The sequence below is a fragment of the Nonomuraea sp. ATR24 genome, from assembly GCF_041950485.1.
Lineage (GTDB): Bacteria > Actinomycetota > Actinomycetes > Streptosporangiales > Streptosporangiaceae > Nonomuraea > Nonomuraea ceibae.
On the sequence record NZ_JBGNUU010000006.1, the window covers coordinates 83253 to 110044 of the forward strand.

Consider the following 26792-nt stretch of genomic DNA (forward strand, 5'->3'; position numbering starts at 1 on the left):
TCTACAACGTAAAGGCCGTCGGCAGGAGCACCGTGCCGATCCCGAGCAGAGCGCAGACGCCGAGGATGCGCAGCATCGGCCACTTCAGCACGAACGTCATCGCCAGCGCGGCGGCCGTGACGCCCAGGGCGACGGGGTCGACGGCGCCGAGCCGGGGGAGCTGCGCGCTGAACGGCCCCCACGCCCAGGCGAACGTCTCGCCGAACAGGGTGTGCTCGGCGAAGTACACCGCCAGATTGGCGATGACCCCGACCACGGAGGCGGTGATGCCGGTGAGCGCGGCGCTGATGGCCGCGTTGTGCCGCAGCCTCTCCACGTACGGCGCCCCGAGGAAGATGAACAGGAAGCACGGCACGAACGTCACCCACGTCGTCAGCAGCGCCCCCAGCAGCGCGCCCGCCCACGGCGTGAGCGCGCCGGGGTCGCGATAGGCGCCGAGGAACGCCACGAACTGCACCACCATGATCAGCGGCCCCGGGGTGGTCTCGGCCAGCGCGAGCCCGCGGACCATCTCCGCCGGGGTCAGCCAGCCGTAGACCTCCACGGCCCGCTGGGCGACGAACGCCAGCACCGCGTAGGCGCCGCCGAAGGTGACCAGCGCGGTGCCGGAGAAGAACAGCCCTTGCGTGGTGAACACGCTGTCGGTGCCGAGGAAGACCGCCACCGCGGCCACCGGCACCCACCAGACGACCAGGCCGATCGCCAGGATCCTGACGGCCGAGCGCCGGCTCGGCCGGGCGTGGTGCAGGGCGTCGTCCGGGATCAGCGGCGCCGGCCCGCCGTCGCCGCCGTGCCCGTTGCCCGCGTCGAACACGTGCGTGGCCAGCCGGTGCGCCAGCCACCCGGCGAGCGCCGCGGCGGCCACCACGAGCGGGAACGGCACGCCGAACAGCGCGAGCGCGAGGAAGGCGGCCACGGCCAGGGCGACGAAGAAGGGGTGGGTGAGCGAGCGCCTGGCGACCCGGATGACGGCCTGGGCCACGATGGCCAGCACGGCCGGGGCGATGCCCGCGAACAGCGCGGTCACCACCGTGGTGTCCTGCCACAGGATGTAGACCGCCGACAGCGCGAGCAGCGCCAGCATGCCGGGCAGCACGAACAGCGTCCCGGCCACCAGCCCGCCCCGGGTGCCGTTCAGCAGCCAGCCGACATAGATGGCGAGCTGCTGCGCCTCCGGGCCGGGCAGCAGCATGCAGTAGTTGAGGGCGTGGTTGAAGCGGCGCTGGCCGATCCAGCGCTTCTCCTCGACGAGGGTGCTCTGCATGACGGCGATCTGTCCGGCCGGGCCGCCGAACGTCTGCAGCGAGATGAGGAACCAGGCGCGCACGGCCTGCCGGAAGGGGATCACGTCACGGGTCGCCTCGGTCGTCATGCCGGCTCCCTTCCCAGCAGCAGCGCCCGCCGGTGGAACTCGTACAGGCCGTCGAAGACCGGCCCGGTGACCTCCAGGACGCGCTCGTCGTCGCAGATCATGGACAGCCCGCGCAGGATCACGTCCACGCCGGGCGCCTCGGGGGCGTCGAAGCGGCCGTCGTCGAGGTCGGCCTCGTGCACGATCTCGGCCAGCTTCCACAGCACCGGGTCGTCGAGCTCGTAGCGGCGCAGGACGGTCTCGAAGCTGCAGTCGTCGCCGTGATGGGACAGCTCGGCCCCGCGCATGTCGAACGGCGTCGCGTCCGCCGGCGCCAGCGCCGGGTCGTCGACGAACACGAACTCCGGCTCGGGGTCGAGGTGCCGCCGGATCAGCCAGGCGCACGCCGCCCGGTCGATGTGCACGCCGGCGCGCGTGACCCACCTCATCGCGCACCCCCGCTCGTACGAGTGCCTGCTTCGGCGTCGGCGTCGGCCTCGGCCAGTGCCCGTACCGCTTGCTGGGCGGCCTCGCGCTCGGCGGGCGGGAAGTAGTCGCGCCTGCCGATCCTGCGCAGCTCGGCCTGCAGCCGTTTCAGGGCGCGGCTGCGCTCGCCCGCCCGCGCCCCGGCCGCCGTCGCGGCCTGCTCGATCACCGCCCGGTACTCGGCCGCCCGCGCGGCGCGCATCTCGGCGGCGATCGCCTTCTCCTGCGCGGCGCTGCCGGCGGCGGCCAGCCACACGGTGGAGCTGCCGCCCATCTCGCCGATCTCCTCGGCGATCCAGTCGATCTGCTCCCGGGTCCGGGCGTCGGCGGGCAGCGCGACCAGCCCGTCACCCAGCCGTGCCACCCCGAGCCGGTCCAGCTTGCGCCAGATCGTGATCCGCAGTGTCGACGGCTGGCGCGGGATCCGGTACGCCAGCAACACCCATCGCTCGGCCATGCCTCACCTCCGAGTGCAACCGTAGTTACTGTAACCACGGTTGCACAACGTTTCGGCCGGTCGCGCTTCGGCGATCAGCCGGTCCGGGCCAGGAGAGCCCGCACGGCGGTGCGGATCGGCTCGCTCGGGGACTCGGGCACGCCGGTGGTGAGGGCGGTGAACAGGATGCCGAGCACGCTCATCTCCAGGAGCATGGCCGCGTCCTCGCCGATGTCGATCCCGGCGGCGCGGCACTGGCGGACGAGGAGGTCGCTCCGGCTGTGCAGGGCGCCGGTCAGCACGCGCCGCAGCCGGGGGTTCCTGGTGCTCTCCAGGTGCAGCTCGAACAGGGCGAGCGGGTCGTGCCGGTCGCTCAGCATCGTGGTCAGGACGCCGACCAGCGCCTCCTCCAGGTCGGCCGGCGAGATCGGCCGGACGGTGTAGGAGTCCACGCGTTCGCCGAGCCGGTGGGTGATGCGCTCGATGACCCCGTCGAGCAGCGCGTCGCGGGTGCGGAAGTAGCGCGAGGCGGTGCCGGCCGGCACGGCGGCGGCGGTGTCGACGGCTCGGTGGGTCAGCCCGCGTGACCCCCGCTCGGCCAGCACGGTGATGGCCGCGTCGGCCAGGTGGTCGCGGCGCTGGGGGTTAGGCGGTGGCATGGTTTCCTTCCCTGGTGGGGTGGCCGGCCGGACCGCACCATTTCACCAGAGCCGCTTCGACGCCGGTGTGGTCCCCGGCCCAGGCCACGTACCCGTCGGGGCGGATCAGCGTCGCCTCGGGCCTGGTGCTGATCAGGGGTCTGGCGTGCCGGACGCGGGTACGCCACGGGGCTGGGGCGCCGTGGTCGGAGAGCAGGACGAAGGCGCCGGCGCGCAGCACCTCGTACAGGCGGCCCGTGTGGGTCGGGCCGTCGGCGGCGCGGCGGCCGGCCAGCGGGTGGGCGTCCGGCTCGCGGGGCGGGTAGGCGAACTCCAGGCCGGACAGCCTGCCGAGGATGCGGCGGCGGCCGGGCGCGGTGCGGAGCAGGGTCGCCATGACGCGCCGGTTGATCTCCAGGCGCGCTCGCGAGCCGCTGAGCACCAGCCCGGTGAGGTGGTCGGTCATGGCCAGGACGGCGGAGCCGACGGGGTGCCGCTCGGCGTGGTAGGTGTCGAGCAGCCAGGGTGGTGCCCAGCCGTGCACGGTGGCGGCGAGCTTCCAGCCCAGGTTGGCGGCGTCCTGGATGCCGGTGTTCATGCCCTGGCCGCCGATGGGGGAGTTGACGTGGGCGGCGTCCCCGGCCAGGAACACGCGCCCTGATCGGTAGCTGCGGGCCTGGCGGCGTTCGGCGGTGAAGCGGGAGAACCAGCGCGGCTCGCTCATGCCGTAGTCGGTGCCGGCGATGTGGTGGAAGGCTTCGCGGATCCGGGCGAAGCCGGCGTCCTTCTCCTCTTCGCGCAGCCAGGCGCCGACCCGGTACCAGCCGTCGCCGAAGGGGAGGGTCACCACCACGCCCTGCGTGCCGACCTGCGTGATGGGCGGCGGCTCGGCGGCGGGGATGCGGACGTCGGCCAGCAGCATGGGCAGGCTGTAGGCCGCGCCGGCGAAGCCCACGCCGGCCAGGTCGCGGACCGTGCTGTGGGCGCCGTCGGCGCCGATGACGTACCGGGCCTCCAACTCGTCCCCGTCCTTGAGCGTCAGCCGTACCGAGTCGGCGTCCTGGGTCAGGCCGGTCACCTGCGCGTCGCGGCGGATCCGTACGCCGAGCTCGGCGGCCCGGCCCTGAAGGAGCTTCTCGGTGCCGTTCTGGGGGACGAGCAGCAGCATTGGGTAGCGCGTGCCGAGCCGTCCGAAGTCGACCCGTGAGGCGTAGGCGGGGTGCACCGTCCTGAGCGGGTTCCCCGCCTGGACGAGGGCGTCGCCCAGGCCGCGGGCGTCGAGCAGTTCCAGGGCCCGGGCGTGCAGGCCGAAGGCGCGGGTGACGCTGGACGCGCTGCCGCGCTTGTCCACGATCGTGCAGGACACGCCCGCCAGCGCGAGCTCGCAGGCGGCCATCAGCCCGGTGGGGCCGGCTCCCACGATGACGACGTCGTGCATGACTCGACTCCATTCGCTACATCTGTATCGCTACATTTATAGCGCATGGCGAACCGGCCGCGTCAACGCAGGCGTTCGAGCCTGGTCCAGCCCGTCCAGCCGCGCTGCCTCAGGAGCTCGATCAGCCGCCGCGCCGGCGGCACCGTCGCGAACGCCAGCGTGTCCATCAGCGCGGCGAGCGGCAGCTCGATGCCGGTGTCGTCGACGTAGTCCTCGCCGCGCTCGTCGGCCAGCCGCGTCAGGTAGGCGGCCAGCCTGTCCGCCAGCCCGGCCAGCAGAGGGTCGTCGTCGGCCCGGTCCAGCGCCTGGCTCAGCGTGAGGAGGAAGTCGACGAACCGCGGGTCGCCGAGCTGCTCGCGCTTGCGCGCCATCCACTCCGGCACCCGCCCGGGGGAGTGGGCCGCCAAGGGGATCCAGCCCTCGCGCTCGGCCTGGACGATCCGCTCGTCGACCCCGAACTCCCGCAGCCGGTCCAGATACGCGACCACCTCCGGGGGCAGCACCAGCAGTTCCCCGGCGGCCAGGCGGGCGATCCGCTCGCGATGCCGCTGCCGCTCGCGGATCTCCGCCCGCAGCCTCCGGTCGATGTCCGCGATCGCCGCGGCGAACTCCTCCTCGCCGGCCCGCAGCAGCTCTCGCACCCGCGCCAGCGGGACCCCGGCCTCGGCCAGGGTCCGGATCCTGATCAGCTCGACCACGGCGCCGCCGTCGTACCTGCGGTAGCCGGAGTGGTCCCGTTCCGGCTCGGGCAGCAGCCCCTTGGCGTGGTAGTGCCGCACCGCGCGGACCGTCACTCCCGCGTACGACGCCAGTTCGCCGATGGTCAGCATCAGAGCACTCTCCAGGAATCGCTTCAGAAGCTCGCCGTCGCCCTGCCGATGATCTGGGCGATCTCGTGGGCATGGGTGAAGACGAGCTGGTGGTCGGCGTCGAGCCAGGTGGTGGTGATGTGCGGGTGCGCGCGGACGAGCCGTTCGACGCCCGCCCGCCAGTTCAGGTTGAAGCCCGCCGCGGGTCCCTCGCCGTCGCCGCCGGCCATCGAGGTCGACATGATCATGGTGATGGGCCGGTCGATCTTCTTGTACCGGTCGAGGATCCCGGCCCGGATCGCGTCGATCTCGAGGTTCAGCTCGGCGATCTCCTGGGCGGTGAGCAGCGCCTGGCGCGCGGTGCCCCGCAGGGCCTCCTGCTGGGCCGCCAGGCCCTCCCACATGGCGCGGAACCGCGGCAGGAGGGCTTCGGTGACGAACGGTTCCGGCACCGGGTTCGCCCCGTCGACGAGGACGAGCCCGGCGACGGCGCCGGGATGCTCGCAGGCGTAGTGCACGGCGAGGTCGGCGCCCAGCGAATAGCCCGCCAGCACGGGCGCCTCGGCCAGGCCGCGCCGCCCCAGCTCCGCCATCACCGCGCCGAGATCGCCGAGGAACGCCTCGAAGGAGTAGCGGCCGGCGGCCGAGGCGAGGCCGTGGCCGCGCAGGTCGAAGGTCACTACCTCGTGGTCGCGTCGCAGCAGCTCGGCCAGCTCGCGCAGGTCGGCCTGGGTGGAGTTCAGCCCGGGGCACAGGACCAGCGGCCGTCCCCGGCCCCCTTGGGACACCGGGATCGTGACGCCGTCGTTCCGGATGGTGAAGTGCCGCATGGTCGTGTCGTCTCTCTCCGCCCGCTCTTCATCGGTCATGCCACCATGCTGAAAGCTTGACCCAGCGTCAGGGTCAAGCCGTCCCTCGGGCCGGGCCGGAGGGTGAGTTGCGGCCGGGATCCGGCCGCATCTGTTCGTACGGTGGCGGTATGGAGATCGCTGTCACTGCACCGGCCGGCAACGTCGGTCGCTTTCTGGTCGGGCATCTGGTCCGTGCCGGGGTCCGCCCCCGGCTGCTGAGCCGTCATCCTGAGCGGCTGCGCGCGGCCTGGGGTGACCTCGTCGACGCGCGAGAGGTCGATCTGCGGGACGCCGGGGCCGTGTCGCAGGCTACGCGGGGCGTGGACGCGCTGTTCCTGGTCGTGCCGCCGGGTGACGGCGACGATCCGGTGGCCGCGTACGCCGAAGTGGGGGAGGTCGTGGCCGCCGCGGTGGCCCGCAACGGCGTGCCGCGTACGGTGCTGCAGAGCAGCGTGGGGGCGGAGCTGCGGGAGGGCGCCGGGGAGATCGACGGGCTGGCGCGGGTGGAGCAGACGCTGGACCGCGTCGTCGTCGGGGAGGCGGGTCTGGCCGTCACCCACCTGCGGTGCGGCTTCTTCTACAGCAACCTGCTGTACGAGCTCGACGGCATCCGGGCGGGTGAGGTGTCCGTGCTGCTGCCGACCGGGATGCCGTTCGCGTGGGTGGCTCCGGCGGACATCGCGGCGGTGGGCGCGTCGCTGGTGCTGAGCCGTGACTGGTCGGGGCGGCGGGTGCAGGCGGTGCACGGGCCGGGGGACCTGTCGTGGGAGGAGGCGGTGGCCGTGGTCGGGGAGGTCGTGGGGCGTACGGTCACGGTCCGCCGGGTGGCCGACGAGGACATGCGGGCGGCGCTGACGGGCGCGGGGCTGTCGCCGGCGCGGGTGGAGGCGGTGATGGGCATGTCGACCGGGTTGCGTGACGGCTTCGTGCCCGAGCAGCCGCGGACCGCGGTGACGACGACCGACACGACGCTCGGGGCGTGGGCGTGGGCCGAGCTGCGCCCCGCCCTCGGCGCGACCGGCTGAGCCGCGCCGTGCGAACTTCGCGGGGCCGTTGATCGTTGTCAGGGTGTGTCGAGCTCAGGGGGAACCTTGGTGGAGCAGGTCTTCGCGTATTTTCCGTTGCTGTTCGTGGCGTTCGGCGCGGTGATCGCGTGGGGGTCGGTCAGGGGGATCGTGAACGGCAGGCGGTTCGTGCGCGGGGCGCGGCGGGTGCCGGGCGTGGTCGCCGACGTGCGGACGACGTTCGCCGGGCGGGGTGAGCATCTGCGGGCGAGCCGGCGGCCGGTGCTGACGTTCACGACCGTGGAGGGGCGGGAGGTGACCACCGAGTCGTGGGCGGTGTCGGACCTGGGGGTCGGCCGGGAGGTCGAGGTCCTGTACGACCCGCAGGACCCGACGCACGCCGCGCCCGCCGGCGCCGTCGGCGGCGGCTACGGGGGCATCGTCCTCGGGCTCGTGGCGGCCGTCGCGGGTCTGGCGTTCTTCGCCGTCTTCTCCGAGTTCTTCGGCTCGTTCGGCGGCGGTGGTTTCTAGGCCGGTGGTTTCCAGACCGGTGGTTTCCAGACCGGTGGTTTCCAGGCCGGCGGGTTCAGCCGAAGATGCTGAGCCGGGCCAGCTCGCGGCGGGAGGTGACGCCGAGCTTCGGGTAGGCCCGGTAGAGGTGGTGTTCGACGGTCCGGCGGCTGAGGAACAGCCGGGCGGCGATCTCCCTGCTGGTGTGGCCCTCCGCGGCCAGCCGGGTGACCTGCAGCTCCTGCGGGGTCAGCCGGTCCAGGGGGTTGGGCGCGGCCGGCCGGGCGGGGCCGGCCGGGGCGCCGATGGCGCGCAGCTCGCCACGGCTGCGTTCGGCCCAGGGACGGGCGCGCAGCTCCTCGAAGATCCGCAGCGCCGTGGTGAGGTGCTCGCGCGCTTCGGCGGCGCGGCGGTCGCGGCGGAGCCGCTCGCCGTACAGCAGGGCGGTCCTGGCCCGCTCGAACGGCCTGCCGCCCTTGGCGTGCAGGGCCAGCGCGTCGGCGTACAGGTCGGGGGAGCCGGTGAGCAGGGCGCGGCAGCGCAGCGCGACGGCTTCGGCCCAGGGCCGGCGGCTCGCGTGGGCCCATGCCTCGAAGCGGCGCAGCGGCTCCTCGGCCCGTTCGGCGGCGCCGATCCGCACGGCGGCTTCGACGAGGTCCGGCATGGACGTGGTGAGCACGGTGACGTGGTGGCCCGGCCCGGCGTGGGCGGCTTCTAGCCGCCGCAGGGCCTCCTCGTCGCGGCCGAGCCCGAGGTCGAGGAGGCTGAGGGCGCAGGCCGCGGCCACGCGGCTGGTGTCGGTGGCGTCGGCGACGAGCTCGCGGCAGCGGGCTTCGTCGCCTTCGGCGGCGGCGATCCAGGCGAGCGCCACCTCGATCTCGTCGATGCGTCGGAGCAGGCCGGTGTCGCGGGCGATCGTGACGGCCTCGGCGGCGGCCGCGGCGGCGTCCTGGGGGCGGCCGGCCCGGAAGAGGGCGGTGCACCGGTTCTGCAGGACCTTCGGCAGGCGGCCGATGAGCCCCTGCCTGCGGTACTTCTCGATCTCGGCGGCGGTGAGCTCCAGGACGGCGTCGTCGTCGCCGAGCAGGGCGGCGGCGTAGATGGCGTGGATGCGCTCGGGGTCGCCGCCTGCCGAGAGGGTGCGCCGTACGTGGCGTTCGAGCCGGCGCACGCCGGCCGGGTAGTCCTGCTCGATGAGCAGCGCCATGCCGGTCGCCGTGTCGTCGGGCAGGCCGAGGGCGTCGAGGCGCGCGGCGGCGGTGTGGACGGTGGCGGGGTCGCCGGAGAACCAGCCGTAGCCCGCGGCGAGCCGGAGCATCTCGGCCGCGTCGTCCGGTTCGGCCCCGGTGGCGCCGTCGATGAGCAGGAGGGCCGCGTGGCCGGGGTTCTCGCGTTCGAAGGCGACCGTGGCGCGGACCCGGGCGACGCGGGCCCGGTGGGGGCCGTCGGCCGTCGTGGTGGCGGCGTCGGCCGCGAGGGTCTCGGCGTGGTCGGTGTCCCCCGCGGCGAGGGCCTGCTCGGCGGCTCGCGCCCGGCGTTCGGCGCGGCGGCGCGGGTCGGGGGTGAGCCGGGCGGCCCGCTCGTACAGGTGGGCGGCCGAGGCGTACGCGCCCCGGGCGTGCGCCCGGCTCGCGGCTGCGGCGAGGTCGGCGGCGGTCGGCTCGTGCGGCTCGGTGGTGGCGGCGGACAGGTGGCGTACGCGCAGGTCGGGGTCGTCGATCGCGGCGGCCAGGGCGGCGTGGACGGCGAGCCGGCGGCTGGGCGCGAGGGCGTGGTAGGCGGCGTTGCGGATCATCGGGTGGCGGAAGACGACCCGGTCCGTCGTGATGCAGATCAGCCCGGCGCGGTCGGCCTTGTCGAGGTCGCTCAGGGTCGCGCCGAGCGCTCGCCCGGCCGTGGCGAGGGTGGGCAGGTGGCCGCGGCCCTCGGCGGCGGCCAGGGAGAGCATGGTGCGGGTGCGCTGGGGGAGGCCGGCGATCTGCGCGTGGAACAGGCCGGTGAGCCGGTCGGGGACCGGCAGCGGGGCCGCGGGGTCCGGCTGGGGGGCGGGCGAGGCGGCGAACTCGACGAGCGCGAGGGGGTTGCCGCCCGATTCGGCGATGATCCGTTCCGCCAGGGCCGCCGGGAGCTTGCGCGCGGCGAGGACCCGCGCCGCGTCGGCGTCGCTCAGGCGTGACAGGTGGAGTTCGGCGAGGCCGGCGGCGTCGAAGGAGCCGGTGCGGGCCGAGAACACCATGACGACGCCCTCCGCGGCCAGGCGCCGGGCGGTGAACAGCAGCGCCTCCGTCGTGGCGCGGTCGACCCAGTGGGCGTCGTCGACGAGGCAGAGCACGGGCTGCCGGTCGGCGAGCTCGGTGAGGAGGGTGAGCACGGCCAGGGCGTTGAGGAAGCGGTCCACGCCGGTGGCGCCACCGGTGCCCAGCACCGCCCGCAGGGCGTCGGCCTGGGGCGGGGGGAGGGCGGCGATGTGCTCCTGGACGGGCCAGAGCAGCTGGACCAGGCCCGCGTACGCCAGGTCGGCCTCGCTCTCCACGCCGGTCACGCGCAGGATGCGGAAGCCGCGCGCGGCGGCGGTGGAGGCGGTCCAGTCGGCGAGCGCCGACTTGCCGATGCCGGCCTCGCCGCGGATCACCACGGCGCCGCTGCGCCTGCTCGCGGCGGCGGTCAGGAGCGCCTCGACGGCTTCCTGCTCGGCTGCCCGCCCGTACAGCACCGGTCCTCCGTCCGTAGGTGTGTCAGTACCCATACGTAACCCTGCCCGGCCAACCGCAATTCCGTAATTTTTACCGATTCGGAGGATGGGGTGTGGTTCCTACGGTCGGGATCATGACTGTCACGCAAAGCAGGCCGGGCCGGCTGGCCGGGCTGACCCTCGCCCTCCTGGCGTTCGCCAATCTGATCACGTCGCTGGACTTCACCATCATCTATGTCGCGCTCCCGCACATCGGGCAGGACGCGGGCTTCACCGCGCACGGCCTGCAGTGGGTGGTCAGCGCCTATGCCGTCTTCTACGGCGGGTTCCTGCTGCTGGGCGGCCGGCTGGCCGACCTGCTGGGGCGGCGCAGGACGCTGAACGCCGGATTGATCCTGTTCGGCGCGGCCTCGGTCCTCGGTGGCCTGGCCTCCTCCCCGGCGCCGCTGATCGTCGCCCGGGTGTTGCAGGGGATCGGCGCGGCGCTCGTGTTCCCCGCCACGCTGTCGCTGGTGAACACGGTGTTCGCCGAGGGCAGGCAGCGCAACCGGGCGCTGATGTGGTGGGCGCTGGCCGGGGCGGGCGGGCTCAGCCTGGGCGCGCTGCTGGGCGGGCTGCTCACCCACGCCTTCGGCTGGCAGGCCGTGTTCTGGGTGAACCTCCCGCTGGTGGGCGCGGCGCTGATCGGCGCGTTCACGCTGCTCGACGCCGACCGTCCGCAGGCGCGCGGCGCGTTCGACATCCCCGGGGCGATCACCGGGACGGCCGGGGCCACGCTGCTGGTGTTCACCATCGCCCAGGCCGGTGAGGCCGGGCTCACCACGACGGTGGCCGTGGCGGGGGTGCTCGCGGTGCTGTCGCTGGCCGGGTTCGTGGCGATCGAGGCGCGCAGCCGCTCGCCGCTGATGCCGCTGCGCCTGCTGGCCAACCGCAACCTCAGCGCGGGCATCCTGGTGATCGTCCCGTTCGGGGCGGCCATGAACACCGTCATGTTCTTCCTCACGCTGTACTTCCAGGACGTGCTCGCCTACACCGCGCTCCAGGCCGGGCTGGCGTTCCTGGTGATGTCGCTGGTCATCGCCGCCGGGGACTTCTGCTCCGAGCGGCTCATGCACCGCTTCGGCACCCGTACGACGCTGATCGTCGGACTGCTCGCCGGGGTGGCCGGGAACGTCCTGCTCGCCGCCTCGATGGGCGCCCAGGCCGGCTTCGTCGCGCTGCTTCCTGGCGTGGTCGTCTACGGGCTGGGGATGGGCATCGTCTTCCCCGCCATGTTCGCCGCCACCGGCACGGGGGTGGCCGATCACGAGCAGGGCACGGCGAGCGGGATGGCGTCGACCGCCTTCCAGGTGGGCATCGCCACCGGCCTGGCGGTCCTGGTCGCGGTCTCCGCCGCGTGGGGGATGCCGGCCGCGGTGTACGCCGCCGCCGCCGGCACCGCGCTCGGCCTCTTCGCCGCCGTCGCCCTGCCCTCCCGCACGCCGTAGCCCGTCAGCCCGGACGGCCGCCCATGACGTACCGGCCTCCTCGCCCCCGGCCCGGCCGTCACACGGGGGAGAGGGCCGGTTCGGCGGCCTCGTCGCGGTCGCCGGTGCGCAGGTAGCGGCTGGCGAGCGCGGGCAGGATCGTGAGGATCGCCAGGACGGCCAGCACGACGCCCAGCACGATCGGGGCGCGGAGCCCGTAGCCGGGGATGAGCGCCGAGCCGATCGCGGAGCCGAGGACGACCCCGAGCGTGATGAACGAGGAGTGCACGGTGTTGACCAGCGGCGCGGTGCTGCCGGCTCGCTGCACGCGCACGGCCATCGCGGGGTTCATGGTCACGCCGGTCAGGCCGATGCCGAGCATGAACGCCACCGCCGCGGCGGGGACGTCGGTGAAGAGCGCCAGCCCCGCCAGGGAGACCGCGTTGAGCGCGGTGCCGGTCAGCAGCGTGGCGACGGTGCGCCGGTCGGCCAGCCGGCCGACGATCGCGTTGCCGATCAGCGTGGCGGCGCCGTAGGCGAGCAGGAGCAGCGGGACGGTGCCCTCGCCGAAGCCGGTGACCCGGGTCAGGACGGGGGTGAAGAAGCTGAACGCGGAGAACGTCGCGCCGATGATCAGCGTGCTGGAGACGATCGCCAGCAGGAACTGCGGCCGGCGCAGCACGGCGAGCTCGTCGCGCAGCGACGCCGGCGGAGCCGCCGCGGCGTCGGGCCGCGCGGGGTCGCGGACGTAGGCGACGGTGAGGATCGCGGCGATCACGGTGAGCGCCGAGATGGTCCAGAAGGCCGCCTGCCAGCCGAGCCGCCCGCCGACGAACGTCGCCAGCGGCAGCCCGAGCAGCGTGCCGAGCATGAGCCCGCTCATCGCCACGCCGACCGCCCGGCCGCGCATCCGCTCGTCGACCACGCGGGCGCACATCGACACGGCGATGCCGAAGAACGCCTGCGAGGCCACCCCGCTGACGACCCGCGCGACCACCATGACCGGGTATGAGGCCGCGAGCGCGGCCAGGACGTTGCCGGCGAGGAAGACGGCGATGACGACCAGCAGCGCGGTCTTCGGCGGTACGCGCAGCAGCGCCATCGTCAGGACCGGACCGCCGACCGCCATCGCCACGGCGAAGATCGTCACCAGGTAGCCGATCCGCTCGATGCCGGTGCCGAGTCCCTCGGCGAGCTGGGGCATGAGGCCGGCGACGGCGAATTCGCTGGTCACCATCGCGAAGATGCCGGCGGCCAGGACGTAGACGACCAGGGGAACCGTTCGGGTCATGTCATCGGCTTTCTGTGATTGAGAATCCAAAATGAGGGCATGCGGAAGCCCTTCGAGGGCCGGGGCGGCGGGTCAGCCCAGGAGGGCGTGCAGCCCCGCCAGCGCGATCCGCCGCAGGGTCTCGGGGTCCGTGCCGGCCTGCGCGGTGATCCGCAGGCCGGAGATGACGGTGCTGACCAGCAGCGCGCCGTCGTCGGGGTCGACGCCGGGGGAGATGCTGCCGTCGAGCTGCCCGGCGCGAATCGCCTCGCCCACCAGGGCGCGCCGCTCGCGCAGGTCGCGGTCGAGGAGGCGGGCGACGCGCTCGTCCCGCTCGCGCAGGCCGGGGTCCATGAAGCCGTGCACGACCATGCACCCGGCCGCGTGGCCCCTGGCGGCGGCGTCGTGCTCCTCGGCGACCACCACGTCGACGAGCCTGCGCAGCCGCTCGGCGCCGCGCACGCCCTGGTCGGTGAGGATCGCGGCCTGCCGCGCGCCCGTCACCTCGACGTAGCGCTCCAGCGCGCGGACGTAGAGCTCGTCCTTGGAGACGAAGGTGTTGTAGAGGCTGCTGCGCCGCACGCCCGCCGCCTCGCACACCTGCTCGGTCGACGTGCCGGCGAACCCGCGCACCCGGAACTCGCCCGCCGCGGCGTCGAGCACCTTGACCTCGTCGAACATCCGTGGCCTGCCCATGACGGACACCCTAACACGTAATGGACTCTGAAATCCAAAACGGTTCAGGCAGGGGCGACGCCCTCGTAGTCGACCAGCAGGTGGCGCGGCCCGCGCAGCACGGCGCTCGGGCGGTACGGCGGCGGGTCGGCGACCAGGCGCGGCCCGCGCAGCCTGCGGACGAGCTCGGCCAGCACGATCTGCGCCTCCAGCCTGGCCAGCGGCGCGCCGAAGCAGTAGTGGACGCCGCCGCCGAAGCCCAGGTGCTCGTTGCGGGCACGGCACGGGTCGAAGCGGTCCGGGTCGGCCACGTGGCCGGGGTCGCGGCTGCCCGCCGCCAGGGCGAGCACGATCGGCGATCCGGCGGGAATCGTCGTGCCGGCGATCACGATGTCGTCCAGGGCGATCCGCGAGGACACCAGCTGCACCGGCGGCTCGTACCGCAGGAGCTCCTCCACGGCGGGGACGATGAGGCCGGGATCGGCGCGCAGGCGGTCGAGCAGGCCGGGATCGCGCAGGAAGGTGAGCATGCCGTTGGCGATGAGGTTGATCGTGGTCTCGTGGCCCGCGATGAGCAGCAGCACGGCGGTGGAGACGACCTCCTCGGGCGACATGCCGCCCTCGGGCCCCCGGTACGTGACGAACCCGGACAGCATGTCGTCGCCCGGCTGCCGGCGGCGCTCCTCGGCCAGCCCGCCGAGATAGCGCTCCAGGTCCCGCGCCACGGCCAGGCGTTCGCGCTCGCGCTCGGCGCGGTTCTCCTCGCCCGGTCCGAGCGTTTCCACGATCTGGTCGGCCCAGGCGTGGAACTGCGGCTCGTCCTCCTGCGGGACGCCCAGCAGCCGGCAGATCACCGCCACGGGCAGCGGGTAGGCGACCTCGTCCACCAGGTCGGCCCGCCGCTTGCCGGCGATGCCGTCGATCAGCTCCGTGGTGATGGCCAGCATCGCCGGCCGCAGCCCGTCCACGACGCCGGGGGAGTGCGGCGGCCCGAAGTGGCGCATGGCCAGCCGCCGCAGCCGGTCGTGCGCGGGCGGGTCCAGCCCGATGAACGAGATCGCGCCGTCCTCCTTCCCGCTCGCGCCCGGGTCCGCGTCCGGGCCGCCGAGGTTGCGGCGGTCGGAGCTGACCCTCGGGTCGTGCAGCAGCGCGACGATCTCGCGGTAGGTGCTGACGACGTACGTGCCGTCGGGCTGGCGCGCGACCGGAGTGCGGCGCAGCTCGCCGAACAGCGGGTAGGGGTCGGCGCGGCCCGAGGGGTCGAGGATCCGCTCGAAGGCGCTGGACGAGGTCGTGGTCATGTCTTCTCCTGCCGGGGCGATCAACTCTGCGGCGCGTGCAGCAGCGAGGCGCGGCGCTCGGCCGGGTCGTGGCCGGTCACCACGACGGTGGCCCCCGCCGTGGCGACCAGCCGTTCGGGCACCCGCGCGGGCACCGGCCCGCCGTCGCCGTCCTGATCGACGTGGCGGAACTCCGGCGGGAACGGCGCCGCCGACTCGATCAGCCGCTGGTAGAACTCCAGCCACAGCCCCTGGTCGAACGTCACCGCCGCGGTGATGCGGCCCCGGTAGCCGTAGACGGCGGCGAAGCGGCGCTCGGCGACAGAGCCCTGCGTGATGACGACCTCGTCGGCGAACGTCGGCACGCCGACCGACTTGATGTTGACGCCGAACTGGGTGGACCAGAACACAGGCACCGACAGGTGCGGCCACCGGTGCGCCTGGTCGCTGACCATGTTGTGGGCGGCGATCTCCGCCTGGGCGACCGCGTTGCCCCAGTGCTCCAGCGTCATGAACTGGTAGTCGTAGAGCGGGTGCGGGAAGCGGGCGATGTCCCCGGCGACGAACACGTCGTCGGTGACCAGGCCGTTGGTGTCCACGGCACGGCAGCCCGCGTCGCAGGCCACGCCCCACACCCCGGCGGCCAGCCCGGAGTCGCGCAGCCACTCGACGTTGCGGATCGAGCCGAGCGCGACGACGGCCACGTCCGCCTCGACGGTGCTGCCGTCGGACAGGCGGGCCCCGCGCAACCGGCCCTGCCCGTCGCCTTCCAGCGCCGTCACCGTCGTGCCGCACCGCAGGTCCACGCCGTGCTCGCGCTGCAACGCGGCCGCCACGTCGCCGATCACGCCGCCGAGCGCGTTGACCAGCGGGGCGGGACCGCGTTCGACGACCGTCACCGGCAGGTCCAGCTCGCGGCAGACGGAGGCGATCTCGCTGCCGGTGAACCCGGCGCCGAGCACGAGCACCCGGCCGGGCCGGGCGGCCAGCGCGGCGCGCAGCCGCTCGGCGTCGGCCGTGGTGCGCAGCGTGTGGACGCCCTCCAGCGCGGCCTCCGCCTCGTCCGGCCACGGCCGGGCCCGGGTGCCCGTGGCGAGCAGCACCCGGTCGAAGCCGATCTCGCGGCCGTCGGCCAGCCGCACCTGCTTGCCGGCCATGTCGAGCCCGGCCGCCGGGGTGCCCCACAGCCATTCGGCGTCGACCTCGCGCAGGTGGGGCAGCATCGTGTGGCCGGGCGCGACCTGGCCGGTGAGCACCTGCTTGGACAGGGGCGGCCGGTCGTACGGCTCCTGCCGCTCGTCGCCGATCACCGTGAGCGAACCGGCGAACCCCTCCCGCCTGAGCACCCCCGCGGCCCTGGCCCCCGCCAGCGACGCGCCGACGATGACGATGCGGCCGTCGGTCATCTTCCGGCCGGACGGCCGGGGCTGTCCCTGGGTGGCGTACGTCTCGGTCCAGTCGAGATGGATGGCCTGGACCGGGCAGGCCGCGGCCGCCCGCAGCACGTGCCCGCGCTGCTCGTCGCCGGGGTCGAGGTCGTACAGGAGCGCCTCTTCGCGCATGCTGAAGACGTCCGGCGCGAGGAAAGCGCACTGCCCGTATCCCTGGCAGCGCGTCAGGTCGACGACGACTCTCACAGGCACTCCCCGTTGAGCGGGCACGCGCCCCCGCTCCTCGGTGGCGGCCCGGCGGAGAGGGCCTACCCCGCCCCGCTCGGGCCGTAGCCCACCCGGCCCCGTTCCTTCCCGTCTCTTTGCCGTCCCGCCCCCGCCCCCGCCCGGGGATGATGGGGGCATGACACGCAGAAGCCCGTCACCCCGGCCGCCTGCGTGCTCGGCCGGCAGGGTCTCGCCGTTCTGGCGCTGGTCCTCCTGGCTGCCGGGCTCGGGACCTTCGTGCTCGTCCGCGCCCGCAGGGCCGGGTAGAGGCGCGATCACCAGTTGGTGAAGGCGCCGTCGGGGGTGCGCAGGTGGGGGCGTTCGGCGGCCGTGGCCTGGTAGGCGCGGGCCCGGGCGCGATCGAGGTCGACGCCCAGACCGGGCAGGTCGGGGATGGCGAAACGGCCGCCGCGCACCACGGGCCGGGCGGTGAAGACGTGGGCCAGCTCGGGCAGCGCCTGGTGCTCCTGCACGCCGACGTACGGCGAGGCCAGGTTCAGGTGCAGCGAGGAGGCGGCGGTGACCGGGCCGAGCGGGTTGTGGGTGGCCAGCTTGACGTAGTGCGTCTCGCACATCGCGGCGATCTTCCTGGCCTCGGTGAGCCCGGCCGCCACGGCGACGTCCACCCGGGCGTAGTCGACCAGGTCCTGCTCGACGAGGCGCTGGAACTCCCATTTGGACCCGAGCTGCTCGCCCGCCGCGAGCGGCACCGCCGTGCGCGATCGCAGCGACCGGTACACCTCGAGGCTCTCGCAGCGCAGCGGGTCCTCCACGAAGTACGGCTTGGCCGACTCGATCTCGCGGCACAGCGTCACGGCCTCGGGCAGGTCGAGCCGCGTGTGCACGTCGAGGATCAGCTCCACGTCGTCGCCGACGGCCTGGCGTACGGCGTGGAACAGCTCGATGCCCCAGCGCATCGAGGCGCGCTGGTCGAGCGTGCCGTCGCGGTCGTGGGGCACGGCGAAGCGCAGGTGCCGCCAGCCGTCCGCGATGAGCACCCTGGCCCGGTCCAGGAACGCGTCGAGGTCGTGGTAGTCGTCCCCCAGGTGCGCGTAGGCGGGGACGTGGTCGCGCACCCGCCCGCCGAACAGCTCGTAGACCGGCACGCCCAGCGTCTTGCCCCGGATGTCCCACAGCGCGACGTCGATCGCGGCGATGGCGGAGGACAGGATCCGGTCGGCGGGGAAGAAGCCGCGGCGGAACATCACCTGCCACAGGTGCTCGATCCTGGCGGGGTCCTCGCCGAGCAGCAGGTCGCCCAGGTGGTCGATCGCCCCGGCGACCGCCTTCTGCCGTGATCGGATGCCCACCTCGCCGATGCCGTGCACGCCCTCGTCGGTGTCGATGACGACGAGCATCATGCTGTCGCCGTGCTCGGGGAGGGTGAGCACTTCCCAACCAGTGATCTTCACAGGCGAACTCCAATGAGAACGTTACCGGGATTTTCGCAACAAATCATGCAACATCCCGACTGGATTGACCAGGGGCGGATTCGGGCCGGTCAGAAAGGTGAAGAACACTCTTGACGGTTCCCGGGAACGTTTGCGAGCATCCTCCGTACCGATGACGAGGAGGGCGGCGTGGCAGTGACGATCCGGCAGGTGGCGCAGGCGGCGGGGGTGTCGGTCTCGACCGTCTCCCGCGCGTTCACCGCCCCCGACCAGGTGCAGCCGCAGACCCTGCGGCGCATCAGGGACGCCGCCGCGCAACTGGGCTACACGCCCAACCCGGCGGCCCGCTCGCTGCGCGGCGGGAAGACCGAGTCGCTCGGGCTGATCATCCCCGACATCGCCAACCCGTTCTTCCCGCCGATCATGAAGGCGATGCAGGCCCGCGCCAGGAGGCTCGGCTACACCGTGCTCGCCGCCGACACCGACGAGCGGGAGTCCGACGAGCTGGAGACCATCGCCGCGGTCTCCAAGCGGGTGGACGGCATGATCCTGTGGGCCTCCACCCTGGCCGAGGACCGGCTCGCCGAGCTGGCCGCGACCATGCCGGTGGTGCTGGTGAACCGGCACGTGCCCGGCATCCCGGAGGTCCACATCTCGCTGACCGCCGGCATCTCCCAGGCGGCCGAGCACCTGAAGGCCTACGGCCACTCCCGCTGCGTCTTCGTCAACGGCTCGCGGCCCGAGCTCAGCCGGGGCAAGTCGATAAAGGAGGCGTTCGAGGCGCACGGCCTGTCCCTCGTCGAGTTCGGCCCGTACGAGCCGCGCTTCGAGACCGGCGTGCACGCCGCCACCCTGGTCACCTCCTCGGGGGCCACCGCGGTGCTCGCCCACAACGACCTGGTCGCGCTCGGCGTGCTGCACCAGCTCGCCAAGCTCGGCGTCAGCGTGCCGGGCGACGTCAGCGTGATCGGCATAGACGACACGCTGCTGGCCGAGACCTCCACCCCGTCGCTGACCACCATCCGCATCTCGGCCGAGGAGCTCGCCACCCAGGCCACCGACCTGCTGCTCGACACCATCGGCGAGCGGGGCGGCGGGCGCGTGGTGGAGATCGGCTCCCGGCTCATCCCCAGATCCTCGACCGGGCCCGTGCGCCACTGACCGAAGGGTCTCCCGCGGTGCGGCGTGCCGTACCGCCATCCCGTCATGCCATCTTTAACACCATTCATCCTGCTATGACCTGAATGCGGGAGTTCAGATGAAGAAGACCACCGCTGCCCTCGGCGTCGCCGCCCTGGCCACGGCCCTCGCCGCGTGCGGCTCGTCCTCCGGTTCCGGTCAGGAGTCCGGCACCATCACCCTCAGGGTCCAGGGCATGCCGCCGGCGACCGACAAGCCGGGCCTGGCCGCGTTCGAGAAGATGGCCGCCGACTTCGAGAAGCAGAACCCCGGCATCGCCGTCGAAGGCTCCTCGGCCGACTACGACCCGCTGACGTTCTCCGCCAAGCTGGCCGGCGGCAAGGTCGAGGACGTGATCAAGGTGCCGCTCACCGAGCCGCAGGGGCTCATCGCCCGCAAGCAGGTCAAGCCGCTCACCGCGGAGCTGGCCAGGTGGCCGCACTACAAGGAGTTCAACCCGCAGGTGCTGCGGCCGCTGAGCGACAGCGCCGGCCAGGTGTACGGCGTGCCCCAGTCGCCGTTCGCGATGGGACTCGTCTACAACCGCGACCTGTTCGAGAAGGCCGGCCTCGACCCCGACCGGCCGCCGGCGACCTGGGACGAGGTCCGCGACCACGCCAGGCGGATCGCCGAGAAGACCGGCAAGGCCGGGTTCGTGCACGAGTCCAAGAACAACCAGGGCGGCTGGCAGCTCACGAAGCTCACCTACGCCTTCGGCGGCGACATGGAGAAGCAGGACGGCGGCTCGTGGGTGGCGGCCTTCAACGCCGAGCCGGCACGCCAGGCCCTGACCCTGCTCAAGGAGATGCGCTGGAGCGACGACTCCATGGGCGACAACCAGCTCATCGACCAGAACGACGTGATCAAACGGTTCGCCGCCGGCGAGATCGGCATGTACCTGGGCACGCCCGGCACCTACCGGCTGGCCAAGATGACCTACGGCATGAAGGACACCGACGCGTTCGGCGTCGGCCCGATGCCCCAGGCGGGCGGGAACGCCACGATGATCGGCGGCGACGTCTACATGGTGCCCAGATCGGCCTCCGCGGAGAAGACGGCCGCTGCCGTGAAGTGGCTGTTGTTCGCCTACGCCCAGCCGCAGTACGACACCGGCGCCGCCGCCGAGCGGGCCAAGGCGCTGGCGGCCGACCCGAACGCCGCCGTGGGCGTGCCGACGCTGCCGATGTTCGACGAGGCCCAGCAGGCCAAGATCGACGAGGCCGTCAAGCCGTACGTGAACGTCAAGCTCGAGCACTTCCGGCCGTGGGTCGAGGGCACGCCCGAGCTCGAACTCCGCGCCGAGCCCCCGGTGCAGGCCCAGGCCGTCTACGCCGTGCTCGACAGCGTGGTGCAGGCCGTCCTGACCGACAAGGACGCCGACGTCAGCGCCCTCCTGGCCCAGGCGGAGACCGACGTCAACACCAAGCTCGCCGCGAGCCGGCAGTGACCGTGGCGCCACACGCCAGGAGGCGGGGGAACCCCGTCATGGCGTTCCTCTTCCTCATCCCGGCCTTCGTCGCCTTCGGGGCGTTCTCCTACTGGCCGATGATCAGGGGACTGCTGATCTCCTTCCAGGAGACGAACCTGGTCGACCCCGCCACCTGGGTGGGGCTGGACAACTTCACCGCGCTCCTGCGGGACCCGCTGCTGTCCACGGCGATCGCCAACACCCTGCTGTTCGTCGGGCTCGGCCTGCTGATCGGGTTCCCCGCGCCGCTGATCCTGGCCACCGTCATGTCGACGGTGCGCAAGGGCGCGGGGATCTACCGCTTCCTCGTCTACCTCCCGGTGGTGATCCCGCCGGTGGTGGCGATCCTGCTGTGGAAGTGGTTCTACGACCCCGGCCACGGGCTGTTCAACGAGCTGCTGGGCCTGGCCGGCCTGGGCCCCTTCCCCTGGCTGGAGTCGCCCAGGACCGCCATGCTCAGCCTGGTCATCCAGTCCACCTGGGCCTGGATGGGCAGCACGGTCCTCATCTACCTGGCCGCGCTGGTCACCATCCCCGCCGAGCTCTACGAGGCGGCGCAGATGGACGGCGCGTCGATCGCGCGCAGGCTGTGGCACATCACCCTGCCCCAGCTCCGCCCCACCATCGGCCTGCTGCTGCTCCTGCAGCTGGTCAGCACCACCCAGGTGTTCACCGAACCGTACGTGTTCACCGACGGCGGCCCGGAGAACAGCACGCTCACGGTCCTCCTGCTGATCTTCAGGTACGCCTTCCGCGACGGCGACTACGGCCAGGCCGCCGCGCTCGCCTTCCTCCTGGCGATCTTCCTCGGCCTGCTGTCCACGATCTACCTGCGGGCCACCCGCAGCTGGAGTTCCGCATGAGCCTGATCTCCCACGTCGAGGAGCGCCGCCCGGCCGTCAGGGCCGCGGTGCGCACGGTCCAGTGGCTCACCCTGGCCGTCCTGGCGGTGATCGGCATCGGCCCGCTCTACATGACCGTCAAGGGCGCGGTCTCGCCGGCCACCGACCTGATCGCCGAACCGCTCCAGCTGTGGCCCGGCGACCCCCGGCCGGAGAACTTCGGCACCGCGTGGAACGACCTGGGCATCGGCCACTACCTGCTCAACACCCTCCAGGTCGTCGGCGGCTCCTGGGCCGTGCAGCTCGTCGTCGCGGTCACCGCCGGCTACGCCCTGTCGGTGCTGAGACCCCGGCTCGGCACCGTGATCTACGGCGCGATCCTCGCCACCATGTTCGTCCCCTACACGGTCTCCATGACCAGCCTCTTCCTGACCATCATCGACCTGGGCCTGGTCGACTCCTACTGGGCGATCTGGCTGCCCGCCGGAGCCAGCGCCTTCAACGTCCTGCTGGCCAAGCGCTTCTTCGACGCGCTGCCGCCCGAGCTGTTCGCCGCGGCCAGGGTCGACGGCGCCAACTCCTGGCAGCTCCTGACCAGGATCGTGCTGCCGATGAGCCGGCCGATCCTGGCCGTCATCAGCCTGATCGCGATCATGCACAGCTGGAAGGACTTCATCTGGCCGCTGGTGGCCATCACCGACCCGGCCAAGCAGCCCATCAGCGTCGCCCTGGCCACGCTGGCCGACCAGGCGCCGCAGGACATCCTCATCGCCAGCATGGCGATGGCCCTGGCCCCGCCGGTCCTGCTCTTCCTCGTCTTCCAGAAGTACGTCGTCGCCGGACTCGGCTTCACCGGCGTCAAAGGCTGACCCGCAACGCCGATCACGAAAGGCAGTCCCCCCATGCCTGAAGTCTCCCGCCGCACCCTCATCCAGGCCGCCGCGATCACCGGCGCGGCCTCCGCGCTCACCATCACCCCCGCCCACGCCGATGCCGATGCTGGCAGCCTCTCGATCACCGCCGACGGCATCACGCTCGTCGCCGAGGCCGACGGCTCGATCCTGGTCCGCGACGGCTCCGGGACCGATCGTCTCAGGATCGGCCACTTCATGATCAAGGACAGCGTGCTCGGCCAGCAGCGCACGTTCGGCGGCACGCCCAGCCTGACCACCGTGGACGGCCGCCCCGCGCTCCAGGTCGCCTACAGGATGTCGGCCGGCGCCTCGGCGGTGACCGTGCGCGGCACGTTCACCGTCGCCGCCCGCCGGGCGAGCCTGCGCTGGGAGGTGACCGGCAGCACCACCCTGACCCCCGGCGGCTACATGTTCTCCCGCGCCCTCATCGGCAACACCGCCCCGGAGCGGTACGTGCCCGCCACGGTCTGGACGAAGGACCCGCGCGGCGGCGTCCCGTACGAGATCAACGCGGGCTCGCTCTACCAGGAGACGTGGGACGGCACCAGCGCCTGCTTCCGGCTGGCGGCCTCCCGGCCGTCGTTCACCAACGCCACCTGGATCCACGCGCCGGCCGACGCCGACGGGACGACCCGGGTGGAGCTGGTGCTCGGCGACATGCGGCCCGGCGCCGCCAACGCCGTGGCGACCGCGGCCCCGCTCGGCGTGGACGTGTGGAGCGAGCAGCCCTTCGGCCTCTACGAGCCCTTCGCGACCCTGGCGGTCAACGCCCAGGTGGTCAACGGCGGCCCGGCCGCCAAGCCGGTCACCCTCACCTGGTGGGCCCGCGACTTCGGCGGCGCCGTCCTCGGCACCGGCACGCTCAGCAGGACCGTCGAACCCGGCGGCGCGTGGCAGGAGACGTTCACCGTGCGCGGCCCCGCGCAGGGCATCGTGTTCACCGAGGTCAGAGCCACCTCCGGAAGCGAGGAGGCGTTCGCGCGGACGAACCTGGCCACGCTCAAGCCGTACGCCTACCGCGGCGACGGCAAGTTCGGCATCGCGAACTACACCTGGCTCCTGGTCCCCGGCAAGCAGCAGGTCGGCCGGCTGATGCGCAAGCTCGGCGTCACGTGGGTGCGCATCGCCTACGACGGCGCGCCCGGCATCCCGCCCGCCGAGCTCGACGCGCTCGGCATCAAGCACAACGTCCAGCTCGGCGGCGTCATCTTCAACGGCACGGCGCAGCAGATCGCCGCCTGGGCCGACGACCGGGCGGCGATCGCCAAGCAGTCGGGCGCCGCCTACTTCGAGGTGGCCAACGAGCTGAACCAGCCCTGGATGTCCGGGCAGAAGGCGGCGGAGTACGTACGCGACGGCCTGAAGCCCATCCACGACCGGCTCAAGGACTCCGGCATCAAGCTGATGAACTGCGGGCTGGGCGGCATGGACCACCGCTGGACGACCAACTTCCACGCGGCCGGCGGCTGGGACCTGATCGACGCCTTCGCCTTCCACCCGGGCCGGGGCAACTTCACCGCCGACTACGCGCCGCCGCCGGAGGAGTGGGAGCAGGGCTCCAACGGCTCCTACTGGAACTTCCTCGGCGCGCTGCGCAAGGCCAGGCAGACCCTCGACGAATACGGCGGCGGCAAGGAGCTGTGGCTGACCGAGGTGTACGCCTGCACCCGGCCCAACCACTGGTGGAACGACACCCACCGGCAGGCCGCCGAGAACACGCTGCTGCAGCTCGCGCTCTGCCTGTCGGAGGGCGTGGACGGCGTCAACTGGTACCAGCCCCACGACAGCACCATCCACCACCCGCAGGAAGCCGACCCCGGCAACCCCGAATACCACTTCGGACTGCTGAACCGCGACACCAGCACCAAGCCGGCGCTGCTCGCGTTCGCCACGGCGACCCGCCACCTGGAGGGCGCGACCTTCGAACGCTGGCTCACCTTCGCCGACCCCGACCTGAAGGGCCTGCTGTTCGACACGCCGCGGGGCAGGCTGGCGATCCTGTGGAGCCGCAAGGACGGCTACATCCTGAACCGCGACCACGGCGACGGCCAGTGGTACCCGCACCCGGAAGCCTGGGTCGACCACTGGCCGACCAAGACCCGCGTGTCGCTGAAGACCTCGGGCCGGACGGTCCGGGAGATCGACTGCATCGGGCAGGAGCGCACGATCACCGCCAGGGGCCGCCGCGCCCAGGTCACGCTGGACGGCGCCCCGCGTCTCTACTACGGGCTGGAGCTATGAGATCGGAAACCCTTTCGCACGACGTGACCGTGGTCGGCGGCGGCCTGGCCGGTGTCAGCGCCGCCGTCGCCGCGGCCCGGCTGGGCCGCACGGTCGCCCTGGTCACCAACCGGCCCGTCCTCGGCGGCAACTCCAGCAGCGAGGTGCGGGTCTGGGTGGTCGGCGCGACCGGGCACGGCAAGAACCACCACGCCCGCGAGGGCGGCATCATGGGCGAGCTGTTCCTGGAGAACCAGTACCGGAACCCGCACGGCAACCCGTACTTCTGGGACACGACCGTGCTCGACCTCGTCCGGCAGGAGCCGAACATCGCGCTGTTCCTCAACACCGACGTGCGCGAGGTGGCGTGCGAGGAGGGCCGGATCCGCTCGGTGACCGGCTGGATGATGGGCTCCGAACGGCTGATCACCTTCGCCTCGCCGATGTTCCTCGACTGCACCGGTGACGGGCTGGTCGGCCACCTGGCCGGCGCGAGCCACCGGATCGGCCGCGAGGGCCGCGCGGAGTACGGCGAGCCGTGGGCGCCCGAGGAGCCGGACGCCATCACGCTCGGCAGCACGCTGCTGTTCTACACCAAGGACGCGGGCGAGCCGGTCCGCTACGTCCCGCCGAGCTTCGCCAAGGACATCACCACGACGTCGATCCCCGAGCGGCGCATCATCAGGGCGGGCGACAACGGCTGCGCCTACTGGTGGATCGAGTTCGGCGGCGAGCTGGACACCGTGCACGACAACGACCGCATCCGCGACGAGCTGTGGTCGGTCATCTACGGCATCTGGGACCACATCAAGAACTCGGGCAGGTTCGACGCGGAGACCATGACCCTGGAGTGGGTGGGCGCGCTGCCGGGCAAGCGGGAGTACCGCCGCTTCCTCGGCGACCACGTGCTCACGCAGCACGACGTGCTGGGCCAGACGCCGTTCGACGACCGGGTCGCCTTCGGCGGGTGGTCGATCGACCTGCACCCGCCGCAGGGCATGTACGCGAAGGAGGACGGCGCCCGGCAGCGCTACGCCGACGGGATCTACCACATCCCCTATCGCTGCCTGTACTCGCGCGACGTGCCGAACCTGCTCATGGCCGGGCGCAACATCTCGGCGTCGCACGTGGCGTTCGGCTCGACCAGGGTCATGGCCACCTGCGCCACGATCGGCCAGGCGGCCGGCACCGCGGCCGCCCTGTGCGTGGCAGAGGGGGTCGCGCCGAGGGAGCTGGACGCGCGCGACCTGCGGACGGCGCTCCTGCGGGAGGACGGCTCGATCATCGGCGTGCCGTACGAGGACCCCGCCGACCTCGCCCGTACGGCCGCCGCGACCGCGTCGAGCACGTTGTCCCTGCTGGAGGTGGAGACGCCGGCCGAGGCGCGGCCGCTGGCAGCCGACGCCGGGCTGGTCCTGCCGGTGGACCCGGCGCTGGACGCCGTCGAGCTCCTGCTGGACGCGGCCGCCGCGACCGAGCTGGTCGTGGACCTCTACGACCCGGTGCTGGGCCAGAACTACGTGCCGCGGCGCCTGATCTCCACGCATCGCGTCGCGGTGGAGCCCGGGAAGAACCAGTGGGTCCGGGTGGAGCCGTCCTTCCGGCCGGATCAGGCGCAGAACGCGTTCCTGCTGGTCCGCGCGAACCCCGACGTCTGCCTGCACGTCGCCGACCGGCCGACCCCCGGCGTGCTCTGCTTCACCCGGGTCCCGCTGCGCCCCCAGGACGAGGCGCCGCAGCTCCTGCGCGAGTGGACCGACGCCGGACTGCTGCGCCGCACCTTCTGCTTCCGCGCCGGCCCGACCCGCGCGTTCACGCCGTCCCGGGCGCTCGACGGCTTCCAGCGCCCGCACGCCGGACCGCACATGTGGGTGTCGGGCGAGCTGCCCGCCACCCTCGAACTGACCTGGCCCGCGCCGGTGCCGATCGGCCGCGTCGACCTGCTGGCCGATGACGACGTGAACGAGGACCTGATCAACCTGCACCACCACCGCACGCCGTTCGAGGTCATGCCGACGCTGATCCGCGACTACCGGCTGGAGGCGCGGCAGGACGGCCGCTGGCGGACGGTGGCCGAGGTGCGCGGCAACCGCCGGCGCCGCAACGTCCACGACCTCGGCGCGGTCACCGCCGACGCGCTGCGGATCGTGGTCGACTCCGCCAACGGGACGCCGTACGCCCATGTCGTGGCGGTGCGCGTGTATGAGTAGAGGC

22 protein-coding genes are annotated in these 26792 nt (G+C 72.9%); 9 read left to right on the plus strand and 13 right to left on the minus strand.

Annotated elements, in window-relative coordinates:
* Window position 1: 1 nt before the first annotated feature.
* The 7 genes from chrA to ACBI99_RS17570 all read right to left on the minus strand — a co-directional run bounded on the left by chrA (window position 2) and on the right by ACBI99_RS17570 (window position 6027).
* Window positions 2-1372, minus strand: coding sequence for a chromate efflux transporter (gene chrA, locus ACBI99_RS17540; protein WP_375072719.1), 1371 nt, complete (start codon window positions 1370-1372; stop codon window positions 2-4).
* A complete protein-coding gene (locus ACBI99_RS17545; RefSeq protein ID WP_375072720.1) occupies window positions 1369-1800 on the minus strand; it encodes a chromate resistance protein ChrB domain-containing protein in 432 nt (143 codons plus the stop codon). Before ACBI99_RS17545 ends, chrA begins: the two co-directional genes overlap by 4 nt.
* The gene (locus tag ACBI99_RS17550; RefSeq protein ID WP_375072721.1) at window positions 1797-2294 is read right to left on the minus strand and encodes a Chromate resistance protein ChrB; all 498 of its coding nucleotides are present in this window, start codon (window positions 2292-2294) and stop codon (window positions 1797-1799) included. Before ACBI99_RS17550 ends, ACBI99_RS17545 begins: the two co-directional genes overlap by 4 nt.
* A 74-nt stretch (window positions 2295-2368) precedes the next feature.
* On the minus strand, window positions 2369-2932 hold the full coding sequence (locus ACBI99_RS17555) for a TetR/AcrR family transcriptional regulator (protein WP_375072722.1): 564 nt from the start codon (window positions 2930-2932) through the stop codon (window positions 2369-2371).
* Window positions 2919-4349 (minus strand): FAD-dependent monooxygenase, encoded by a 1431-nt coding sequence (locus ACBI99_RS17560; protein WP_375072723.1) that lies wholly within the window; start codon window positions 4347-4349, stop codon window positions 2919-2921. The genes ACBI99_RS17555 and ACBI99_RS17560 overlap by 14 nt, the downstream gene beginning before the upstream one ends.
* Window positions 4350-4411: 62 nt before the next feature.
* Window positions 4412-5179 (minus strand): MerR family transcriptional regulator, encoded by a 768-nt coding sequence (locus tag ACBI99_RS17565; protein WP_375072724.1) that lies wholly within the window; start codon window positions 5177-5179, stop codon window positions 4412-4414.
* 23 nt (window positions 5180-5202) lie between these two features.
* On the minus strand, window positions 5203-6027 hold the full coding sequence (locus ACBI99_RS17570; protein ID WP_375072725.1) for an alpha/beta fold hydrolase: 825 nt from the start codon (window positions 6025-6027) through the stop codon (window positions 5203-5205).
* Window positions 6028-6137: 110 nt separating this feature from the next.
* Here ACBI99_RS17570 and ACBI99_RS17575 point away from each other — a divergent pair, with 110 nt between their 5' ends.
* The gene (locus tag ACBI99_RS17575) at window positions 6138-7034 is read left to right on the plus strand and encodes an NAD(P)H-binding protein (protein WP_219509082.1); all 897 of its coding nucleotides are present in this window, start codon (window positions 6138-6140) and stop codon (window positions 7032-7034) included.
* A gap of 69 nt (window positions 7035-7103) precedes the next feature.
* On the plus strand, window positions 7104-7544 hold the full coding sequence (locus ACBI99_RS17580) for a DUF3592 domain-containing protein (RefSeq protein ID WP_308125945.1): 441 nt from the start codon (window positions 7104-7106) through the stop codon (window positions 7542-7544).
* Window positions 7545-7599: 55 nt separating this feature from the next.
* Here the strand turns inward: ACBI99_RS17580 and ACBI99_RS17585 are convergent, their stop codons facing one another.
* Window positions 7600-10236 carry an AAA family ATPase gene (locus tag ACBI99_RS17585; protein ID WP_375072726.1) on the minus strand — a complete coding sequence of 879 codons (2637 nt, stop codon included), beginning with the start codon at window positions 10234-10236 and terminating at the stop codon, window positions 7600-7602.
* A gap of 113 nt (window positions 10237-10349) precedes the next feature.
* Here ACBI99_RS17585 and ACBI99_RS17590 point away from each other — a divergent pair, with 113 nt between their 5' ends.
* Window positions 10350-11702, plus strand: a complete 1353-nt coding sequence (locus tag ACBI99_RS17590; RefSeq protein ID WP_219509088.1) for an MFS transporter — start codon at window positions 10350-10352, stop codon at window positions 11700-11702.
* A gap of 58 nt (window positions 11703-11760) precedes the next feature.
* On the opposite strand, the gene ACBI99_RS17595 is transcribed toward ACBI99_RS17590, so the two are convergent.
* The 5 genes from ACBI99_RS17595 to ACBI99_RS17615 all read right to left on the minus strand — a co-directional run bounded on the left by ACBI99_RS17595 (window position 11761) and on the right by ACBI99_RS17615 (window position 17976).
* Entirely contained in the window at window positions 11761-12972 is a 1212-nt protein-coding gene (locus ACBI99_RS17595; RefSeq protein WP_375072727.1) for an MFS transporter, read from the minus strand.
* A 72-nt stretch (window positions 12973-13044) separates the two neighbouring features.
* Window positions 13045-13647 (minus strand): TetR/AcrR family transcriptional regulator, encoded by a 603-nt coding sequence (locus tag ACBI99_RS17600; RefSeq protein WP_219509092.1) that lies wholly within the window; start codon window positions 13645-13647, stop codon window positions 13045-13047.
* Window positions 13648-13691: 44 nt separating this feature from the next.
* Window positions 13692-14927 (minus strand): cytochrome P450, encoded by a 1236-nt coding sequence (locus ACBI99_RS17605; RefSeq protein WP_375072728.1) that lies wholly within the window; start codon window positions 14925-14927, stop codon window positions 13692-13694.
* Window positions 14928-14947: 20 nt separating this feature from the next.
* Window positions 14948-16543: an FAD-dependent oxidoreductase gene (locus ACBI99_RS17610; RefSeq protein WP_375072729.1), complete on the minus strand. Its 1596-nt coding sequence runs from the start codon at window positions 16541-16543 to the stop codon at window positions 14948-14950.
* Between the two features lie 296 nt (window positions 16544-16839).
* Window positions 16840-17976 (minus strand): mandelate racemase/muconate lactonizing enzyme family protein, encoded by a 1137-nt coding sequence (locus tag ACBI99_RS17615; RefSeq protein ID WP_375072730.1) that lies wholly within the window; start codon window positions 17974-17976, stop codon window positions 16840-16842.
* A 168-nt stretch (window positions 17977-18144) separates the two neighbouring features.
* Here ACBI99_RS17615 and ACBI99_RS17620 point away from each other — a divergent pair, with 168 nt between their 5' ends.
* From ACBI99_RS17620 to ACBI99_RS17645, 6 genes are all read left to right on the plus strand, one after another.
* Window positions 18145-19116, plus strand: a complete 972-nt coding sequence (locus ACBI99_RS17620; protein ID WP_375072731.1) for a LacI family DNA-binding transcriptional regulator — start codon at window positions 18145-18147, stop codon at window positions 19114-19116.
* Between the two features lie 97 nt (window positions 19117-19213).
* Window positions 19214-20581 (plus strand): ABC transporter substrate-binding protein, encoded by a 1368-nt coding sequence (locus ACBI99_RS17625; protein ID WP_375072732.1) that lies wholly within the window; start codon window positions 19214-19216, stop codon window positions 20579-20581.
* A gap of 38 nt (window positions 20582-20619) precedes the next feature.
* Window positions 20620-21465 (plus strand): carbohydrate ABC transporter permease, encoded by an 846-nt coding sequence (locus ACBI99_RS17630; protein WP_219509105.1) that lies wholly within the window; start codon window positions 20620-20622, stop codon window positions 21463-21465.
* The gene (locus ACBI99_RS17635) at window positions 21462-22313 is read left to right on the plus strand and encodes a carbohydrate ABC transporter permease (RefSeq protein ID WP_219509107.1); all 852 of its coding nucleotides are present in this window, start codon (window positions 21462-21464) and stop codon (window positions 22311-22313) included. The genes ACBI99_RS17630 and ACBI99_RS17635 overlap by 4 nt, the downstream gene beginning before the upstream one ends.
* A 33-nt stretch (window positions 22314-22346) precedes the next feature.
* A complete protein-coding gene (locus ACBI99_RS17640; RefSeq protein WP_375072733.1) occupies window positions 22347-24599 on the plus strand; it encodes a hypothetical protein in 2253 nt (750 codons plus the stop codon).
* Window positions 24596-26788, plus strand: a complete 2193-nt coding sequence (locus tag ACBI99_RS17645) for an FAD-dependent oxidoreductase (RefSeq protein WP_375072734.1) — start codon at window positions 24596-24598, stop codon at window positions 26786-26788. Before ACBI99_RS17640 ends, ACBI99_RS17645 begins: the two co-directional genes overlap by 4 nt.
* Window positions 26789-26792: the final 4 nt, after the last annotated feature.

Bases quoted from the DNA above. Each gene is read 5' to 3' on its own strand.
- ACBI99_RS17545 (WP_375072720.1), bottom strand. From the start codon at position 1,800: ATGAGGTGGGTCACGCGCGCCGGCGTGCACATCGACCGGGCGGCGTGC.
- ACBI99_RS17640 (WP_375072733.1), top strand. From the start codon at position 22,347: ATGCCTGAAGTCTCCCGCCGCACCCTCATCCAGGCCGCCGCGATCACC.
- ACBI99_RS17605 (WP_375072728.1), bottom strand. From the start codon at position 14,927: ATGACCACGACCTCGTCCAGCGCCTTCGAGCGGATCCTCGACCCCTCG.
- ACBI99_RS17560 (WP_375072723.1), bottom strand. From the start codon at position 4,349: ATGCACGACGTCGTCATCGTGGGAGCCGGCCCCACCGGGCTGATGGCC.
- ACBI99_RS17600 (WP_219509092.1), bottom strand. From the start codon at position 13,647: ATGGGCAGGCCACGGATGTTCGACGAGGTCAAGGTGCTCGACGCCGCG.
- ACBI99_RS17590 (WP_219509088.1), top strand. From the start codon at position 10,350: ATGACTGTCACGCAAAGCAGGCCGGGCCGGCTGGCCGGGCTGACCCTC.
- ACBI99_RS17555 (WP_375072722.1), bottom strand. From the start codon at position 2,932: ATGCCACCGCCTAACCCCCAGCGCCGCGACCACCTGGCCGACGCGGCC.
- ACBI99_RS17575 (WP_219509082.1), top strand. From the start codon at position 6,138: ATGGAGATCGCTGTCACTGCACCGGCCGGCAACGTCGGTCGCTTTCTG.
- ACBI99_RS17630 (WP_219509105.1), top strand. From the start codon at position 20,620: ATGGCGTTCCTCTTCCTCATCCCGGCCTTCGTCGCCTTCGGGGCGTTC.
- ACBI99_RS17625 (WP_375072732.1), top strand. From the start codon at position 19,214: ATGAAGAAGACCACCGCTGCCCTCGGCGTCGCCGCCCTGGCCACGGCC.
- ACBI99_RS17570 (WP_375072725.1), bottom strand. From the start codon at position 6,027: ATGACCGATGAAGAGCGGGCGGAGAGAGACGACACGACCATGCGGCAC.
- ACBI99_RS17635 (WP_219509107.1), top strand. From the start codon at position 21,462: ATGAGCCTGATCTCCCACGTCGAGGAGCGCCGCCCGGCCGTCAGGGCC.
- ACBI99_RS17595 (WP_375072727.1), bottom strand. From the start codon at position 12,972: ATGACCCGAACGGTTCCCCTGGTCGTCTACGTCCTGGCCGCCGGCATC.
- ACBI99_RS17550 (WP_375072721.1), bottom strand. From the start codon at position 2,294: ATGGCCGAGCGATGGGTGTTGCTGGCGTACCGGATCCCGCGCCAGCCG.
- ACBI99_RS17565 (WP_375072724.1), bottom strand. From the start codon at position 5,179: ATGCTGACCATCGGCGAACTGGCGTCGTACGCGGGAGTGACGGTCCGC.
- ACBI99_RS17645 (WP_375072734.1), top strand. From the start codon at position 24,596: ATGAGATCGGAAACCCTTTCGCACGACGTGACCGTGGTCGGCGGCGGC.
- chrA (WP_375072719.1), bottom strand. From the start codon at position 1,372: ATGACGACCGAGGCGACCCGTGACGTGATCCCCTTCCGGCAGGCCGTG.